Raw genomic sequence first — 16,601 nt, 5'->3', positions numbered from 1 at the left:
GGCAAGGCGCCGAACGCCCGGTCCGGTGCATCCGGAGGCCGGCCGGTGGCACGTCGCAGGCATTTCTCACCACGCACACGGATCGAAAGGACGAGCAGATGAAGAGCTTTCACGGCAAGACGGCAGTAGTGACGGGGGCGGCCTCCGGCTTCGGGTTGGAACTCTCGCGACTGGCCGCGCGGGCCGGCATGAACGTGGTGATGGCCGACGTGCAGACCGACGCGCTCGAACGCGCGGCCGAGGAGGTGCGCGATGCGGGCGCGCAGGTGCTCGCCCGGCGCACGGACGTCTCCAAGGCCGGCGACGTCGAAGCCCTGGCCGAGGCCACGACGCAGCGCTTCGGCGTGCCTCATCTGGTCTTCAACAACGCCGGGGTCGGCGGCGGCGGTCTGATCTGGGAAAGCAGCGTCAAGGACTGGGAGTGGGTGCTGGGGGTCAACCTCTGGGGCGTGATCCACGGGGTGCGCGTCTTCACGCCCTTGATGCTGGAGGCCGCCGGCAACGACCCGGACTACGAGGGGCACATCGTCAACACGGCCTCCATGGCCGGGCTGCTGAATGCGCCCAACATGGGCGTGTACAACGTGAGCAAGCACGCGGTCGTGAGCCTGACGGAGACGCTGTACCAGGACCTGCACCTCGTCACCGACCAGGTGGACTGCTCCGTGCTGTGCCCCTACTTCGTGCCGACGGGCATCCACGAGTCCCACCGCAATCGCCCGCCGGAGCTCGCGGCAGCGACGAAACCCACCCCCAGCCAGATGATCGCCCAGGCCATGAGCGCGAAGGCCGTCACCTCGGGCAAGGTCACGGCCGCCGAGGTGGCCCAGAAAGTGCTCGATGCGGTGCGCGACCAGCGCTTTTACATCTACAGCCATCCGCAGGCACTGGGCAACGTGCAAACGCGCCTGGAAGACGTGGTCATGGGCCGCAACCCCAGCGATCCCTTCGCCGCCAGGCCCGAACTCGGCCAACAGCTGCGCGCGGCCCTGCGGCAGGCCAGGGGGTCCTGAGCCATAAGGCAAGGAGCCCCTGCCTGCGAGCGCGGCCGGTGGCCTCGCCCCCTATGGCAAACTGCGCGGCTTTCCGAACCCTTACCGGTTGGCAGTGTTGGACAAGATCCTTCTCCAGATCGCGGCGGAACTGAACGTCCGCCCGGCCCAGGTCAACGCCGCGGTGGAGCTGCTCGACGGCGGCTCGACCGTGCCTTTCATCGCCCGCTACCGCAAGGAGGCCACGGGCGGCCTCGACGACGCCCAGCTGCGCGAGCTCGAGACGCGCCTGGCGTACCTGCGCGAGCTGGAAGAGCGCCGCCAGGCGGTGCTCAAGAGCATCGAGGAGCAGGGCAAGCTGACGCCCGAGCTGCGCGCGGCGATCGAGGCCGCGCCCACGAAGCAGGAGCTGGAAGACCTGTACCTGCCGTACAAGCCCAAGCGCCGCACCAAGGGCATGATCGCCCGCGAGGCCGGCCTCGAGCCGCTGGCCGACAAGCTTTTCGCCGACCCGACGTTGGACCCGGTGGCCGAGGCACAGGTCTTCATCAACGCCGACGCGGGCTTTGCCGACGCGTTCGCGGTGCTCGACGGTGTGCGCGACCTCCTCTCCGAGCGCTGGGCGGAAGATGCCGCGCTGGTGGGCAAGCTGCGCGAATGGCTCTGGGAGGAGGGGCTCTTCCAGTCCAAGCTGATGGACGGCAAGGACCCGAACAATCCCGACGTCGCCAAGTTCCGCGACTACTTCGACTACGCCGAGCCGATCAAGACCGTGCCCTCGCACCGCGCGCTCGCCGTGTTCCGCGGCCGCGCACAGGAGATCCTGGACGCCAAGCTCGTGCTGGACGAGGAGGTCGCGCCCGGCAAGCCCACGCTGGCCGAGGGCCGCATCGCCCGGCACCTCGGCTGGAGTCACGCCAAGCGCCCGGCCGATGAACTGATCCGCAAGACGATCGCCTGGACCTGGAAGGTCAAGCTCTCGTTGAGCCTGGAGCGCGACCTGTTCTCCAGGCTGCGCGAGGAAGCCGAGAAGGTCGCGATCAAGGTGTTCGCCGAGAATCTGCGCGACCTGCTGCTGGCCGCGCCGGCCGGCCGGCGCGTGGTGATGGGCCTGGACCCGGGCATCCGCACCGGCGTGAAGGTGGCCGTCGTGAACGAGACCGGCAAGGTGGTGGACACGGCCACCGTCTACCCGCACGAGCCGCGCAACGACTGGGAAGGCTCCATCCACACCCTCGGCCGCCTGTGCGCGACCCACGGCGTGAACCTGATCGCCATCGGCAACGGCACTGCGAGCCGCGAGACCGACAAGCTCGCGGCCGATCTCATCAAGCGCATCCAGCAGTTGGCGCCGGGCACCCCCATCGAGAAGGTGGTGGTGAGCGAGGCGGGCGCGTCGGTCTACTCGGCCAGCGAGTACGCCAGCAAGGAACTGCCCGACCTCGATGTGAGCCTGCGCGGGGCCGTGAGCATCGCCCGGCGAGTGCAGGACCCGCTGGCCGAACTCGTCAAGATCGACCCGAAGAGCATCGGCGTGGGCCAGTACCAGCACGACGTGAACCAGAGCGAGCTGGCGCGCACGCTCGATGCGGTGGTCGAGGACTGCGTCAACTCGGTGGGCGTGGACCTCAACACCGCCTCGGCGCCGCTCTTGGCGCGCGTTTCGGGCCTGAGCCCCTCGGTGGCGGCCAGCATCGTGCGCTGGCGTGATGCCCACGGTGCCTTTCGCAATCGGCAGCAGCTGCTGGAAGTGTCCGGGCTGGGCCCCAAGACGTTCGAGCAGGCCGCGGGCTTCCTGCGCATCCGTGACGGCGACAACCCCCTCGACATGTCGGGGGTGCATCCCGAGACCTACCCGATCGTCCAGCGGATGCTGGACGCGCTGGGCAAGCCCATCCAGGAAGTGATGGGCCGCGCGGACGTGATCCGCAGCCTCAAGCCCGAGGCCTTCGCCGACGAAAAGTTCGGCGCGATCACCGTCAAGGACATCCTGGCGGAGCTGGAAAAGCCCGGCCGCGACCCGCGCCCGGACTTCAAGGTGGCTCGCTTCAACGAAGGGGTCGAGGACATCAAGGACCTGCAGCCCGGCATGGTTCTCGAAGGCACGGTGAGCAACGTGGCCGCGTTCGGCGCCTTCGTGGACCTGGGCGTGCACCAGGACGGCCTGGTGCACGTGAGCCAGCTGTCGCACAAGTTCGTCAACGACGCGCGCGAGGTGGTCAAGGCCGGCGACATCGTCAAGGTCAAGGTGCTGGAGGTGGATCTCGCCCGCAACCGGATCTCGCTGACCATGAAGCTCGACTCCAGCGTGCCGAAGGGCGGGGCACGCGCAGGCGACAACGCCTTCCGTCCGGCCGGACGGCAGGAGCGCTACGGCGGGCACAAGGGCAGCCAGGCGGCGCCGCAGTCGGCGATGGCGGCCGCGTTCGCCAAGCTGCAAGCCGGCCAGAAGCGATGAGCGCGCCGCCGAGCCGGCGGTCGAACGGCGACCGGCCGGCGCGGCCGCTGCTTGGAGGCATGCTGTTACCGGCCCGACTTGTGGGAGACGCCGGCTCGGACGAAGATGCGTGAGGCTCGGGGCCGGGGAGGCTCAACCCGGGCCCTTGTCCCGTTCGCGTCCTCACAAGGAGACACCACATGCTCAGACTACGCACACTCGCACCCGTCGCGGCACTCGCCCTGCTGAGCGCCTGTGGCCATGGCATGTACGGCCAGGGTCGCGGCCCTGGGATGGGGCCCGGCCCTGGGATGGGGCCCGGCCCCGGGATGGGGCCCGGCCCGGGGCCGGGGCCCGGCGCCGGGCCGATGTACCCGGGCGCGCAAGCCGTCGCCATGCTTCAGCCCACCCAAGGGAATGCCACGGCGGGTACGGTGCGCTTCGAGCAGCACCGGCACGCGGTGATGGTGTTCGCTCGTGTCACCGGCCTCAAGCCCAACCAGGAACACGGCTTCCACGTCCACGAAAAGGGTGACTGCTCCAGCCCCGACGGCATGAGCGCCGGCGGGCACTTCAACCCGACGGGCAAGCCGCACGGGCATTTCTCGGGCACCGAGCGGCACGCGGGCGACATGCCGAACCTTCGCGCCGATGCGAACGGTGTGGCCGAGACGCGCTTCATGATGACCGGCATGGAAGTGGGCACCGGAGGCGCCACCGACATCGTGGGCAAGGGCCTCATCGTCCACGTCAACCCGGACGACTACACCAGCCAGCCCACCGGCAACGCGGGCGGGCGGCTGGCGTGCGCCGTGATCCAGAAGTCCTGATGCCGGTCCCGCCGCCCGCTGCGGGCGAGACCGCCCCCGTCGTGCGCGCCGTGCCCTCGCGGGCGGGCGCGCTGTCGTTTCCGATGCACGCACTACACATCCATGCCGGGCCGCGCGCCCGGGAGCACATCCGCCGTCACGGGCTGAGCCCGGAGGACATTCGCATCGTCGCCGGCGCCGCGGGCGGGCCCAAGGGGCTGATCCTCGGCCCGCTGGACGAACACATCTTCGGGACGTGGCTGGCGGCCAGCGCGCACCCGGTGCATCTGATCGGGGCCTCGATCGGGGCATGGCGCATGGCCACCGGGGCGATGCACGACGCGGCGCGGCAGTTCCGCCGCTTGGCGCACGACTACATCCACGAGCGCTACGAGCCCGAGCCCGGACGACGCACGCCGAGCGCCGCGCAGGTCAGCCGCCGGTTCTCGGCGGCTCTGGATGCCTTCTTCGACGGTCGCATCGCGGAGGTGATCGCCCATCCGCGCTACACCTTGCACATCGTCACTTCACGCGGGCGTCACATCCTCTCGCGCGAAGGCAAGGTCCGGACCCCGCTGGGCTATCTCGGGGCCGTCCTGTGCAACAGCGCGAGCCGCCGCGGGCTGGGGTGGTGGCTGGAGCGCGTGGTCTTCTCGAGCCCGGGATCGCGGCTGCCCCTGCAACTGCACGATCTGCCGTACCGGGGCGTGCCGCTGAGCGAGCACAACTTCAAGCCCGCGCTGCTGGCTTCGTGCTCGATTCCCTTCGTGCTGCAGGCCGTCCACGACATTCCCGGCGCGCCGCCCGGCGCCTATTGGGATGGCGGCATCACCGACTACCACCTGCACTGGAACTACAGCTCCATCGCGGCGGAGGCCGAGGCACAGGCGGAGTGCCGAGGGGGCCTGGCGCTGTACCCGCATTTCCAGCGCTCGCTCGTGCCCGGGTGGCTCGACAAGATGTGGAAGGGCCGCCACCGGCCGACGCCGCATCTCGACAATCTCATCGTGCTGGCGCCCAACCCCGAGTGGATCCGCACGCTGCCCAACGGCAAACTGCCCGACCGCACCGACTTCAAGCGCTACGGCTTCGACTTCGACGGGCGCATCGCGGTCTGGAGCCGGGCGGTGGAGGAAAGCCGCCGGCTTGCCGACGAGTGGGCGCAGTGGCTGGAGGCCGGGTGTCCGGCCGACCGGGTGCAGCCCTTGTGAAGCGCCTACATCGAGGCTTCCAACATCGCGCGGTAGTCGTCTTCGCTCGCCGGCCGTGGATTGGTCTTGTGGCAATGGTCGGCCATCGCGCCCTGAATGATGCGATCGAACCAGCCGGGCTCCACGCCCAGTTGCCGCAGCCCGGTGGGCAGGCCGAGCCGCGCCGTCATCGTGCGGATCGCATCCGGCACCTCGCTGGCTGAGCGCAGCCCCATCGCGTGAGCCATGCGCTCCAGACGGCGTTCGGCGCGGACCGATTCGGCGTCGGCATTGAAGCGCACCACCGCGGGCAGGAAGATCGCATTGAGCGTGCCGTGGTGCAGCTTCGGGTTCACGCCGCCCAGGCTGTGACTCAGGCTGTGCACGCAGCCCAGGCCCTTCTGGAAGGCCATCGCCCCTTGCATCGAGGCGCTCATCATCTGTCGGCGCGCCTCCCGGTCCTGGCCGTTGCGGGTGGCCCGCTCGATATGGGCCCAGCCGCGTTCGAGCCCGTCGAGCGCGATGCCGTCGGCGGGCGGGTTGAAGGCCGCGGACATGAAGGTTTCCACGCAATGGGCGATCGCGTCCATTCCGGTGGCGGCGGTCAAGCCGGCCGGCAGGCCGAGCGTCAGGTCGGGATCGCAGATCGCCGCCTTGGGCAGCAGGTGCCAGGAGTGAAAGCCGAGCTTGCGGCCGTCGTCGACGATGATGATCGCGCCGCGGGCCACCTCGCTGCCGGTGCCCGCAGTCGTCGGGACGGCGACGAGGGGCGCCGCACGCTCGGTGATCCGGGGGCTGCCTCCTTCGATCGTCGCGTAGGTCTTGAGGGGGCCCGGGTGCCGGGCCGCGATCGCCACGCCCTTGGCGAGGTCGATGCTGGAGCCGCCGCCCACCGCGATCAGCCCGTCGCAGCCAGCGGCCGCGAACACCGCCTCGGCCGCGCGCACGGCCGCCTCGGTGGGATTGGGCGGCGTCTGATCGAAGACGGCGACGGGCCATCCGGGCAGGGCCGCGAGTGCGCGGTCCAAGACGCCGGCGGCACGCACGCCGGCATCCGTCACCACCAACGGGCGTCGTATGCCGATGCGCTCGCACTCCTGCGGCAGCAGGGCAATCGCCCCGAAGTCGAACTGGATCTGCGTGAGGTAGTAGATCAACGCCATGTCGCACCCTGCATCGTTGTCACCTGCGCGACACCGTGGCGCGCAGTCGTCGGTGCACCGGCGCGGGGCTCGGCTCGCGCGTCGGTGCGCAAGGGCCAGTATGCTTGCGGCGCGCGTCCCTGGGAACACACGCAATCCCTGCCCACCAGGGCCGTCGCCGAGAGGAGCCATGAGCCAGAGTCTGCTCACCCCGAAGATGCGCGGCGTGCTCGACCGCATCCGCCGCGCCAACCACACGCCGTATCACCAGTTGCCGGTCGAGCAGGCGCGCGCCGCCTATGAGGCGGCCGCCGAGATCCTGGACCTGCCCCGTGCGCCGCTGCCGCGCGTGGAGAACCTGCACTTGCCCGCGGCCGACGGCAGCCTGCGACGCGCCCGCCTGTATGCACCCTCGCACGAGCGGCTGCCCGTGCTGCTGTACTTCCACGGCGGAGGTTTCACGATCGGCAGCATCGAGACGCACGACAGCCTGTGCCGGCAGCTGGCGTTGCGCGCGGGTTGTGCGGTGGTGTCCTACGAGTACCGCCTGGCGCCGGAGCATCGCTTTCCGACCGCGGTGGAGGACTGCTGGGCGGCGTTGCGCGCGCTCGGGCCCGCGGCCGCCGAGTGGGGGCTCGACGGCGGCCGGCTCGCGGTGGGGGGCGACAGCGCGGGCGGCACGCTCGCCGCGGTGTGCGCGATCCTGGCGCGAGACCATGGCCTTGGGCTGGCCGCGCAACTGCTCATCACGCCAGGCACCTGCGCGCACCAGGACACCGGATCGCATCGGCTCTTCGCGCAGGGGTTCGTGTTGGAGCGTGCGGCGATCGACTGGTTCTTCGATCATTACATCGGTCACCACCACCGCAACGACTGGCGGTTCGCGCCGCTGAACGCGGACGACCTGGAAGGCGTGGCTCCGGCATGGGTCTGCGTCGCCGAATGCGACCCCCTGGCCGACGAGGGCATCGCCTACGCCGACCGCCTGCGCATGGCGGGCGTGGCGGTGGAGCTCGACGTGTATCGCGGAGTGACGCACGATTTCATCAAGATGGGCCGGGCGATCCCCGAAGCCCAGGAGGCGCAAGCCGCAGGCGCTGCCGTACTGAAGGAGGCCTTTTCGTCATGACCCAGCTCAAGCGCAACAACTTCCGTTTCCTCTACCGCCTGCGGGTGCGTTGGGCCGAGGTGGACGCGCAGAAGATCGTCTTCAACGGCCACTACCTGACGTACGTGGACACCGCGATCACCGACTACTGGCGGGCCTTGGCGCTGCCTTACCCCGAGGCGCTGGAGCAGTTCGGCGGCGACCTGTTCGTCAAGAAGGCCACGATCGAGTACCACGCGCCCGCCCGCTACGACGACCAGCTCGAGATCGGCATCCGCTGCGAGCGGGTCGGCACCTCCTCGATGACGTTCAGGATCGGCATCTTCCGGCAAGACGAGCTGCTCATCACCGGGGAGGTGGTCTACGTCTATGCGGACCCGAAGGTGCACAAGTCCATGCCCGTGCCGCCGGAGTTGCGCGAGGTGCTCACCGCCTACGAGCAGGGCCAGTCCATGGTGCACGTCAAGGTCGGCGGATGGGACGAGCTGGGCGAGGACGCCCGGCTCGTGCGCACGGAGGTCTTCATCCAGGAGCAGCGCATCCCCGAGGAGATGGAGTGGGACGATGCCGACCGCAGTTGCGTGCACGCCGTGGCCTACAACCGCTTCGGGATGCCCTTGGCCACGGGCCGGCTGCTCGAGCACGTCCCCGGTGTGGCGAAGATCGGCCGCATGGCCGCCCGGCGCACGCTGCGCGGCGGCGGCGTGGGACGCGCCGTGCTGGAGGCGCTGATGCAGGCCGCGCGGGCGGGCGGCTATCACGAGGCGGTGCTGCACGCGCAGACCTCCGCGGCGGGCTTCTACGCGCGCGCAGGCTTCGTGCCGCGAGGCCCCGAATTCGACGAGGTGGGCATCCCCCACGTGGAGATGGTCAAGACCTTGTGAGACCGGCTCTCGGCCATTGGCGCAGATGCTCGCGCCGCTCCCCGGCGCGCTCGGCGCCCGGGCCGGGGTGGGTGCGCTCGACGACGAGTGCGCGCTCGGCACCGCCCTCGCGCTCGACCACCAGCACCGTCGAGCAACGCGTGCCGTAGCGGCCGTCCGGCGTGCGGATGTAGGCGGACGAGAGCCACCGCTCCCACTCCAGCGGCACACCGGTGCGCGGCAGTTCCTCGTCCGGCGCCGGAGTCGGGTCCGACAGGGCATCGAGAAGCCGCTCGATCAGTTGCTCGGTGGAGTGGGCGGACGCCAGGGTTTCGGCCAAGCGCTGCTTGAGGCGGCGGACTTTGGGCCACGGCGTGTCCAGCAGCGCGTTCGACAGCCCGTACAGGCCCGGCGTGAGGCGCACGGGTGGCAGGAGGGCCGCATGCGCCAGCGCGGAGCCGCCGGCCGCAGCAGGGGATGCCCCCCGCGCACAGGGGTGGTTGGACCACCACCGCAGTTCGCCGGCTCCCCAGTCGGCCGCCAGAAGGTTGAAGCCGTTGTAGGGGACGCTCGCGTGGGCCTCGACGAAGGCGTCGAAGCTGTGCCCGCCGACCAGCCACTCGGTGACGAGCGTTCCGCGCGAGGGCGCGGCCGGGTTCATGCGGGCGGGGTCGCGCACATTGGTGAGCAGTGCCAGGCGGCCCGCGGGGCTCACGCCCATCCAGGTGCCCCCTGCCTGGAGATCCCGACCGGCGAGGATTTGGGGGGTGTCAGGGCGGGGTGGCCACCAATGCAGCGGCGCGGCCGCGCGGTCGAAGAACTCGTCCCGGTTGGCGGCGACGACCAGGGGAAAGCGCGGATGCGCTTCGAACGCGAGGGCTACGAGGCACATGGCACGAACACCTCGACATGGCGCTCGCCGACGATCCACCGCGTTGCCGCCCCCACGGCCCGTTCGATCTCCGCCTGGAGCGCCTCGCTCACGCCGCAGGGATGCCGGTACACCTCCATCCAGGTCTGCAGGCCGTCCTTTTCTTCCGGGCGGCGCCACAGCTCGGCCATGAGCGACGGGTGGGCGGCGACCAGCCGCGACTGCGCGGCGCGGATGTGAGGCTCGGCGGCCGGCGCATCCGCGGCAGGCACGCTGTAGTAGATGAACAGGGCACGCATCAGCGCAGTCTGCAACAAGGGCCGCCGGGCGCCGCCCCGGTCAATCCTGAGGCGGCAGCTCGTACGGCAGGGGTTCCAGCGCGAGGGCAGGGCCGTCGGCCGCGCCGAGGTGCAGCGAGCCGCTGCCGGTGGCGGCGATCTTCAGTTCGGCAAAGAGGCTCCATCGCCCTTCGTCGCGCGCATCGGGGGCGGCGAGCACCACCATGCCGCAAGGCTGCGAGGGGTCCTCGCTGTGGAAGACCTCCTGGCCCGCGCGCGCTTCGACCGGTGCGGCGAGGAGGAAGCCCCGGCGCTTGAGCGTCCCGCGGTACTGACTGCGGGCGACGACCTCCTGCCCCGGATAGCAGCCCTTCTTGAAGTTGACGCCGCCCACGGCTTCCAGGTTCACCATCTGAGGCACGAACTGATCCACCGTCGGGGCGGTGATCCGCGGCACGGCGCTCATCACTTCGAGCCAGCGCCAGTGCGCTTCTGGCAGAGGGGGCAGCGCAGGGGGCTGCTCGGCATCGCGGGGCGCGGCCCACAGCCAGCGCGGCACGCGGGCGGCATCGGGCAGGCGCAACACGCAGGCCGCTCCCAGGCCGGCGCGCGCCCACGGGGCGGAAGGGGCGTGCGCGCCCAGCGCTTCGGCAGCCTGAGCGCCGGCCAAGCCCACCAGACGCCATTGAGCCGAGGCGTCGGAGAGCTTCACCTTGGCGCGCAGCACGAACATGGACAGGCGCTTCAGGGTGGCGGGCAGCACGTCGGCGCTGCAGGCCAGCAGGACTCGCTCGGGCGACGTCTTCCAGAGGACGAAGGTGGCGAGCAACCGCCCCTTGGGCGAGCAGTAGCCGGCCATCCTCGCTTCGTGCGTGCCGAGCAGCATCACGTCCTGCGTGAGCTGGCCATGCAGGAACTGCGCGGCCTCGGGGCCCTCGGCCGCGATCAGTCCCCAGTCGGTGAGGTCGAGCGCACCGCCGAGCGACGCCGTCGGGAGGTCGGCGGCCCGCGTCGGCGATGCGGCCATGGTGGCTTGAAGGCGATCGTCACTCATGCCTCCATTATGATCAGCGCCCGTTCACAGAGTCCTGCCAGGGTCACCTGCGTTCGTCCACACCATGCGTTGGTTGCGGCGCCTGCTCGGCGCATTCGTCTTGCTGGCCCTCGTGGCAGGGGCCGCCGCCTTGTGGTGGCTGCACAGGCCGTTGGAGCTGGCCGCGCCGAGTGTCGAGTTCTCGGTCGAGCCGGGCATGTCGCCGCGGCAGATCGCGCAAGGCTGGGTCGATGCCGGGGTGCGCACTTCGCCGCTCGTCTTGTACGAGTGGTTCCGCTGGTCCGGCGACGCGCGGCGCATCCGGGCCGGCAGCTACGAGATCCGCACCGGCGCCACCCCGCGGGACTTGCTGCGCAAGATGGTGCTGGGCGACGAGTCCTTGGCCACGGTGCGCTTCATCGAGGGCTGGACCTTCCGGCAGGTGCGGGCCGCACTGGCCGGGGCCGAAGGGCTCAAGCCCACCATCACCGGGATGAGCGATGCCGAGGTGATGGCCGCCTTGGGCGCGCCGGGCCGGCACCCCGAGGGACGGTTCTTTCCCGACACCTATGCATACAGTCGCGGCAGCACCGACCTGGCCGTCCTGCAGCGGGCCTACCGGGCGATGGCCAAGCGGCTCGACGAAGCCTGGGCCCGGCGCCATCCCGACTTGCCGCTGCGCAGCCCGGACGAAGCCCTGATCCTGGCCTCGATCGTCGAGAAGGAAACGGGCCTGGCGTCGGACCGCCCCCAGGTGGCGGGCGTGTTCGTCAATCGCCTGCGCATCGGTATGCCCTTGCAGACCGACCCGAGCGTCATCTACGGGCTCGGCGAGGCGTTCGACGGCAACCTGCGCAAGCGCGACCTGCAAACCGACACGCCCTACAACACCTACACCCGTCCGGGTCTGCCACCCACGCCCATCGCGATGCCCGGCAAGGACTCGCTGATGGCGGCCGTGCAGCCGCAGCGCACCAAGGCGCTGTACTTCGTGGCGCGGGGCGACGGCAGCAGCGTCTTCAGCGAGAGTCTGGCCGAGCATAATCGGGCGGTCGACAAGTACCAGCGCCGCCAGGGCGCCTCCTCGGCTCGATGAGCGGCCTTTTCATCACGTTCGAAGGCATCGACGGTGCCGGCAAGTCCACCCACCTCGCCTCGGTGGCCGACCGGCTGCGGCGCGCCGGCCGCGACGTGGTCCAGACGCGCGAGCCGGGCGGCACCGCGCTGGCCGAGTCGCTGCGCGAGTTGCTGTTGCAGCGGCCGATGGACCCGCTGACCGAGGCGCTGCTCGTCTTCGCCGCGCGGCGCGATCATCTGCGCGAGGTCATCGTGCCGGCGCTGCAGTCCGGACGCACGGTGCTGTGCGATCGCTTCACCGACGCGACCTTTGCCTATCAGGGCGCGGGCCGGGGCTTCGACCTGGGTGTGCTGGCCCAGCTCGAGCGCTGGGTGCAAGAGGGGCGGCAGCCCGACCTGACGGTGTGGTTCCGGGTGCCGCCTGAAGTCGCGGCGCGCCGGCTGGCGGAGGCCCGGGCCCCCGACCGCTTCGAGCAGCAGCCGCTCGAGTTCTTCCAGCGCGTGGATGCCGGGTATGCGCGCCGGGCCGAGGCGGACCCCGGGCGCTTCGTCATCATCGACGGGCAAGGCGAGCGCGAGGAGGTGGCCGCGCGGCTGGCCGAGGCGCTGGAGGCCCGCGGCCTATGAGCGCGGCCATCGCAGCCCGCGACGAGCCCATGCCTCTGCCGCCGTGGCTCGAGCAGCCCCTGGCCGATCTGCTGCGGCGGCAGCGCGGGCACGCCGTGCTTCTCGCCGCCTCGCCGGGCGTCGGCCTGCTGGACCTGGGCCTCGCCGTCGCCCAAAGCTGGCTGTGCGAAGCACGCGCCGCCGACATGCCGGCCTGCGGGGCGTGCGCCAGCTGCCGGCTGGTGCAGGCGCACACGCACCCCGACTTGCTCGTGCTGGTGCCCGAAGCCTTGCAGGAGGCGCTGGGCTGGCTGGCGACGGAGGACGGTGAGGCCAAGGCGAGCAAGGCCAAGCCGAGTCGCGAGATCAAAGTGGAGGCGCTGCGGCGGGCGGTGGAGTTCGCGCAGCAGACCAGCTCGCGGGGACGCGCCAAGGTGGTGGTGATCTTCCCCGCGGAGCGCATGAACGCCATCTCGGCCAACACGCTGCTGAAGACGCTGGAGGAGCCTCCGGGCGAGGCGCGCTTCGTCTTGTGCACCGAAGGCGTCGATGCCTTGCTGCCCACGATCCGCAGCCGCTGCCAGATGGTGGCGCTGCACCCGCCCGAGCCCGGCATGGCCCGCCATTGGCTCGAAGCGCGCGGCGTGCGCGAGGGCCAAGTGCTGCTGGCGGCGGCCGGAGGGCAGCCGTATGCAGCGTTGGCGCTCGTCGAGGCGGGCGTGGACGCCTCCCAGTGGGCGGCGCTGCCGCAGCGGCTCGCTCGCGGCGAGGGGCAGGCGGTGGCCGGGTGGCCGGCGCCCCTGCTCGTGCAGACGCTGCAAAAGCTCTGCCACGACGCGATGGCGATCGCTGTGGGCGGCTCGCCGAGGTACTTCCCATCCGCGTCGTTCGAGGGCCTGCGAGGCGACATCTCCGCGCTCTCGGCCTGGGCGCGCGAGCTCTCGCGTGTCGCACGTCACGAAGACCATCCGTGGCATGCGGCGTTGCTGGCCGACGCGCTTGTGGCGCAAGCGAAGCGCCACTTAAACTCCCCGCAATGAGTGAGACGACTGCTCGCCCCGGCGCCGCTGCGCATGCTGCGACCGGCAACCCTGCGCGTCCCAGCGTGATCCAGCTCGTGTTCCGCGAGAAGGGCGCGCTGTACGCAGCCTACATCTCGGCCTTCAGCGACGGCGGCCTTTTCGTGCCCACCACCCGCGACTACCGGCTGGGGGAGGACATCTACCTGCTGCTGTCGCTGCCGGACGATCCGCAGCGCTACCCGGTGGCGGGCAAAGTCGCGTGGATCACCCCGGCCAACGCCTCCGGCGGCCGGACCCAGGGCGTGGGCGTGCGCTTCCCGAGCGATGAGAAGTCGCGCGGTCTGAAGATCAAGATCGAGGAGTTGCTGGGCACGGCGGTCCAGTCGGCCAAACCGACGCAAACCATCTGACGTCGCCGCACGGCGCACGCTGCGCAAGGCCATTGCCTTGCGTGTAGGCTTGCGGGTTTTCTTTGGTGCTGTCGCCGGCGCGGGGTGCGCTCGCGTCGGCAGTTCCCCATGTACGTCGATTCCCATTGCCATCTCACCTTTCCTGAACTGTCGCAGCGGCTGGAGGAGATCCGTGCCGCGATGCGACGCGAACGGGTGGACCGCGCGTTGTGCATCTGCACGACGCTCGAGGAGTTCGAGCGGGTCGCGGCGCTGGCGCAAAGCCACGAGAACTTCTGGTGCAGCGTGGGCGTGCACCCCGACAACGAGGGTGTGGAGGAGCCGAGCGTCGAGCGGCTCGTCGCACTGGCCGACACGCCGAAGGTGGTGGCCCTCGGCGAGACGGGGCTCGATTACTACCGGCTGGGCGAGCGCACGCTGGCCGAGATGGAGTGGCAGCGCGAGCGCTTTCGCGTCCACGTTCGCGCGGCACGCCGCACGGGGCTGCCGCTGGTCGTCCACACCCGCAGCGCGTCGGCCGACACGCTGGCCATACTGCGCGAGGAAGGTCAGGGCCAGGTGGGCGGCGTGTTCCATTGCTTCACCGAGACGCAGGCGGTGGCCGACGCGGCCCTGGACCTCGGCTTCTACATTTCGTTCTCGGGCATCCTGACGTTCAAGAACGCGGCCGAGTTGCGGGAGGTGGCGCGCCGCGTTCCCCTCGATCGCTGCCTGATCGAGACGGACAGCCCCTACCTGGCTCCCGTCCCCCACCGCGGCAAGGTGAACGACCCGTCGCTCGTGCCTCTGGTGGCGCGACAACTGGCCGAACTGAAGAGGCTTGCGGTCGAGGAGGTGGCCCGAGCGACCTCCGCCAACTTCGAGCGGCTCTTCAAGCTGGAGCCTGGCAGCGAAGGTGGAACTTGAAGAATTGGCAGCAAGTGCTTGACCGTAAAGCAAGAAGATCGCACTTCAAGTGGTACTTGAAGTTGGCCCTGGTGCTGCTGGGGTGGGGTGCTGGCAGCGCCTGGGCCGGGGCGTACGAGGACTTCCTGCGCGCCTTGCAGCTGGATGACGCGCCCGCGATGGTGCAGCTCCTGCGACGGGGGCTGGACCCGAACACGGTGGACCCCCGCGCCCGGCCGGCGCTCACGGCTGCACTCGACCACGGCTCCCTGCAAGTGGCCGAGGTGCTCTTGGCGCACCCGGGGGTGGACGTGAATCGGCTGAGCCCCGTGGGCGAATCGGCGCTCATGCTCGCGGCGCTGCGCGGCCATCTGGGGTGGTGCGAGAAGCTCATCAGCCGTGGGGCGGACGTCAACAAGATCGGCTGGACGCCGTTGCACTACGCGGCGTCGCAGGAGGACGTGCGGATCGTGCGCCTGCTGCTGGACCATCACGCCTACATCGACGCCGAATCGCCGAACAAGACGACCCCGTTGATGATGGCCGCCCGCTACGGCAGCGAGGAGATCGCGCGGCATCTGCTCGACGAGGGCGCCGACCCGACGCTCAGGAACGAGCGGGGGCTGGGCGCCGCGGACTTCGCACGAGCCGCCGAGCGCGAGACATTGGCGCAGGAGATCGAGCGCCGCGCGGCGGCGCTGGCAGAGCGTCGTGTGCCTGGTACGGCTCCGGCCACACGCCCCTGAGGCTTGTGCCTTTGCCCCCGGGGCGTGCGCCCCGCCTCCCAAGGGGGTGACGGCCCGGCCCTCGGGCGCAGCCGGGACTGAGCGACGGGCCGTCGCGCTTGCTGAATCGGACCGGCGCGGCCCGATGCATCAGTGGGCCTGCATCACTTCGCCTGCCTCACTTCGCCTGCCTCACTTCGCCTGCAAGCGGGAGATGTACTCCAAGAGGGCGAGGATGCGCGTGCGGACGTAGGCCTCGGGGTCGTAGGGCACCTCGAAGTAGTAGTTCGCGGCCTCCACCTTGTAGTCCCGGCCCCAAACCGGCATTTCGCGGGTGCCGTGCAGCGGCACGTTGGCGCCGTCGATCACCTCGTACAGCCGCGCCATCGGCAGGACGCCGTCGTTGCGCTTGGCCAGCTGCGTCAGGTCGGTGGGGCGTGTGGTCAGGACCGCGGCCAGAGGGCCGTTGCCCTTGCCGCTGATGCCGTGGCAGGAGGCGCAGTTGGCGTCGAACTCGCGCTTGCCGAAGTCGATCCGCTCGATCTTCTGGGCCAAGGGTGAGCCCATGAATGCGGCGCAGGCTGCGCCGATCGCCACAGTCTTGAGGACGGTCTTCATCGCGAGGTCTCCAGGGGTTGAGGAAGGGGTTCTTGCTTCTTGCGTCGTGCAGCATCTCCCTGTTCGGATCTCGGCGTTTGCGAGTTCTCAATTGCGCCACTGCGTATGCCCTGACCAGGTGGTGCGGCCCTCCCTGTCCCGGTGAAAGAGGAAACACACGGTCGCATTCAGATCGTGTTCAGCCGATCGAGGGTGCCCCGGTCTGTCTTCGAGGAGGAGGTGCGCGCGTTGGGAAGCGGCTCTGGACGCCCTGCCGCGTCGGCGTGCACGCACGGCCCCTGTATTCATGCGCTCTGCACGCCGTCTCGGCCTGACTCACAAGGGAAGCCGCCCCTTTTTGGCGCCGATCGGGTGCGTGAGCGCGCGCAGTACGTTTCACAACGCGAGGCGTCGCCGAATTGAGGAATCGCAGGTGCGCATGTGCACCTGCACGGCATCTTCGCGTTCAGGGCAGGTCTTGGCGACGCATGGGGCACGGCCCACATCGGGCTCGATGCCACCGCGCCGCCGGCGAACCGCCCATTCGACGGTGCCA

The 16,601-nt window shown here is 70.3% G+C and carries 17 protein-coding genes; 12 read left to right on the top strand and 5 right to left on the bottom strand.

What is annotated here, in order from left to right:
- The first annotated feature begins 98 nt into the window (after positions 1–98).
- From OMP39_RS07885 to OMP39_RS07870, 4 genes are all read left to right on the top strand, one after another.
- A complete protein-coding gene (locus tag OMP39_RS07885) occupies positions 99–1,013 on the top strand; it encodes an SDR family oxidoreductase (protein ID WP_264891210.1) in 915 nt (304 codons plus the stop codon).
- Between the two features lie 97 nt (positions 1,014–1,110).
- Positions 1,111–3,450, top strand: a complete 2,340-nt coding sequence (locus tag OMP39_RS07880; RefSeq protein ID WP_264891209.1) for a Tex family protein — start codon at positions 1,111–1,113, stop codon at positions 3,448–3,450.
- Positions 3,451–3,824: 374 nt separating this feature from the next.
- Positions 3,825–4,259, top strand: a complete 435-nt coding sequence (locus tag OMP39_RS07875) for a superoxide dismutase family protein (protein WP_425340613.1) — start codon at positions 3,825–3,827, stop codon at positions 4,257–4,259.
- Between the two features lie 83 nt (positions 4,260–4,342).
- Positions 4,343–5,449 carry a patatin-like phospholipase family protein gene (locus OMP39_RS07870; protein ID WP_264894483.1) on the top strand — a complete coding sequence of 369 codons (1,107 nt, stop codon included), beginning with the start codon at positions 4,343–4,345 and terminating at the stop codon, positions 5,447–5,449.
- A 5-nt stretch (positions 5,450–5,454) separates the two neighbouring features.
- On the opposite strand, the gene OMP39_RS07865 is transcribed toward OMP39_RS07870, so the two are convergent.
- The gene (locus OMP39_RS07865) at positions 5,455–6,591 is read right to left on the bottom strand and encodes an iron-containing alcohol dehydrogenase (RefSeq protein WP_264891208.1); all 1,137 of its coding nucleotides are present in this window, start codon (positions 6,589–6,591) and stop codon (positions 5,455–5,457) included.
- Positions 6,592–6,760: 169 nt separating this feature from the next.
- Here OMP39_RS07865 and OMP39_RS07860 point away from each other — a divergent pair, with 169 nt between their 5' ends.
- On the top strand, positions 6,761–7,699 hold the full coding sequence (locus OMP39_RS07860; protein WP_264891207.1) for an alpha/beta hydrolase: 939 nt from the start codon (positions 6,761–6,763) through the stop codon (positions 7,697–7,699).
- Positions 7,696–8,562, top strand: a complete 867-nt coding sequence (locus OMP39_RS07855) for a YbgC/FadM family acyl-CoA thioesterase (protein WP_264891206.1) — start codon at positions 7,696–7,698, stop codon at positions 8,560–8,562. The genes OMP39_RS07860 and OMP39_RS07855 overlap by 4 nt, the downstream gene beginning before the upstream one ends.
- Here the strand turns inward: OMP39_RS07855 and OMP39_RS07850 are convergent.
- From OMP39_RS07850 to ygfZ, 3 genes are read right to left on the bottom strand one after another with little or no spacing between them, the layout of a single operon-like run.
- Positions 8,549–9,433, bottom strand: a complete 885-nt coding sequence (locus tag OMP39_RS07850) for an NRDE family protein (RefSeq protein ID WP_264891205.1) — start codon at positions 9,431–9,433, stop codon at positions 8,549–8,551. The genes OMP39_RS07855 and OMP39_RS07850 overlap by 14 nt on opposite strands.
- Positions 9,421–9,711: a DUF4936 family protein gene (locus OMP39_RS07845; RefSeq protein WP_264891204.1), complete on the bottom strand. Its 291-nt coding sequence runs from the start codon at positions 9,709–9,711 to the stop codon at positions 9,421–9,423. The genes OMP39_RS07850 and OMP39_RS07845 overlap by 13 nt, the downstream gene beginning before the upstream one ends.
- A 40-nt stretch (positions 9,712–9,751) precedes the next feature.
- Positions 9,752–10,744, bottom strand: coding sequence for a CAF17-like 4Fe-4S cluster assembly/insertion protein YgfZ (gene ygfZ, locus OMP39_RS07840; RefSeq protein WP_264891203.1), 993 nt, complete (start codon positions 10,742–10,744; stop codon positions 9,752–9,754).
- Between the two features lie 64 nt (positions 10,745–10,808).
- On the opposite strand from ygfZ, the gene mltG reads away from it, so the two are divergent.
- The 6 genes from mltG (at position 10,809) to OMP39_RS07810 (ending at position 15,469) form a co-directional block, all read left to right on the top strand.
- Positions 10,809–11,819, top strand: coding sequence for an endolytic transglycosylase MltG (mltG, locus tag OMP39_RS07835; protein WP_264891202.1), 1,011 nt, complete (start codon positions 10,809–10,811; stop codon positions 11,817–11,819).
- A complete protein-coding gene (gene tmk, locus OMP39_RS07830; RefSeq protein ID WP_264891201.1) occupies positions 11,816–12,427 on the top strand; it encodes a dTMP kinase in 612 nt (203 codons plus the stop codon). Before mltG ends, tmk begins: the two co-directional genes overlap by 4 nt.
- 29 nt (positions 12,428–12,456) lie before the next feature.
- Positions 12,457–13,446 (top strand): DNA polymerase III subunit delta', encoded by a 990-nt coding sequence (locus OMP39_RS07825; protein ID WP_264891200.1) that lies wholly within the window; start codon positions 12,457–12,459, stop codon positions 13,444–13,446.
- Complete coding sequence (locus tag OMP39_RS07820; RefSeq protein WP_264891199.1) at positions 13,443–13,838, top strand: PilZ domain-containing protein; 396 nt, start codon at positions 13,443–13,445, stop codon at positions 13,836–13,838. The genes OMP39_RS07825 and OMP39_RS07820 overlap by 4 nt, the downstream gene beginning before the upstream one ends.
- 108 nt (positions 13,839–13,946) lie before the next feature.
- Complete coding sequence (locus tag OMP39_RS07815) at positions 13,947–14,744, top strand: TatD family hydrolase (RefSeq protein WP_264891198.1); 798 nt, start codon at positions 13,947–13,949, stop codon at positions 14,742–14,744.
- Between the two features lie 14 nt (positions 14,745–14,758).
- Complete coding sequence (locus OMP39_RS07810; protein ID WP_264891197.1) at positions 14,759–15,469, top strand: ankyrin repeat domain-containing protein; 711 nt, start codon at positions 14,759–14,761, stop codon at positions 15,467–15,469.
- 171 nt (positions 15,470–15,640) lie between these two features.
- On the opposite strand, the gene OMP39_RS07805 is transcribed toward OMP39_RS07810, so the two are convergent.
- Positions 15,641–16,066, bottom strand: a complete 426-nt coding sequence (locus OMP39_RS07805) for a c-type cytochrome (protein ID WP_264891196.1) — start codon at positions 16,064–16,066, stop codon at positions 15,641–15,643.
- Between the last annotated feature and the right edge of the window lie 535 nt (positions 16,067–16,601).

The sequence above is a fragment of the Schlegelella aquatica genome, from assembly GCF_026013905.1.
Lineage (GTDB): Bacteria > Pseudomonadota > Gammaproteobacteria > Burkholderiales > Burkholderiaceae_C > Caldimonas > Caldimonas aquatica.
Note: the sequence above shows the minus strand (reverse complement) of the source record. Positions and strands in the feature narration are given on the sequence as shown.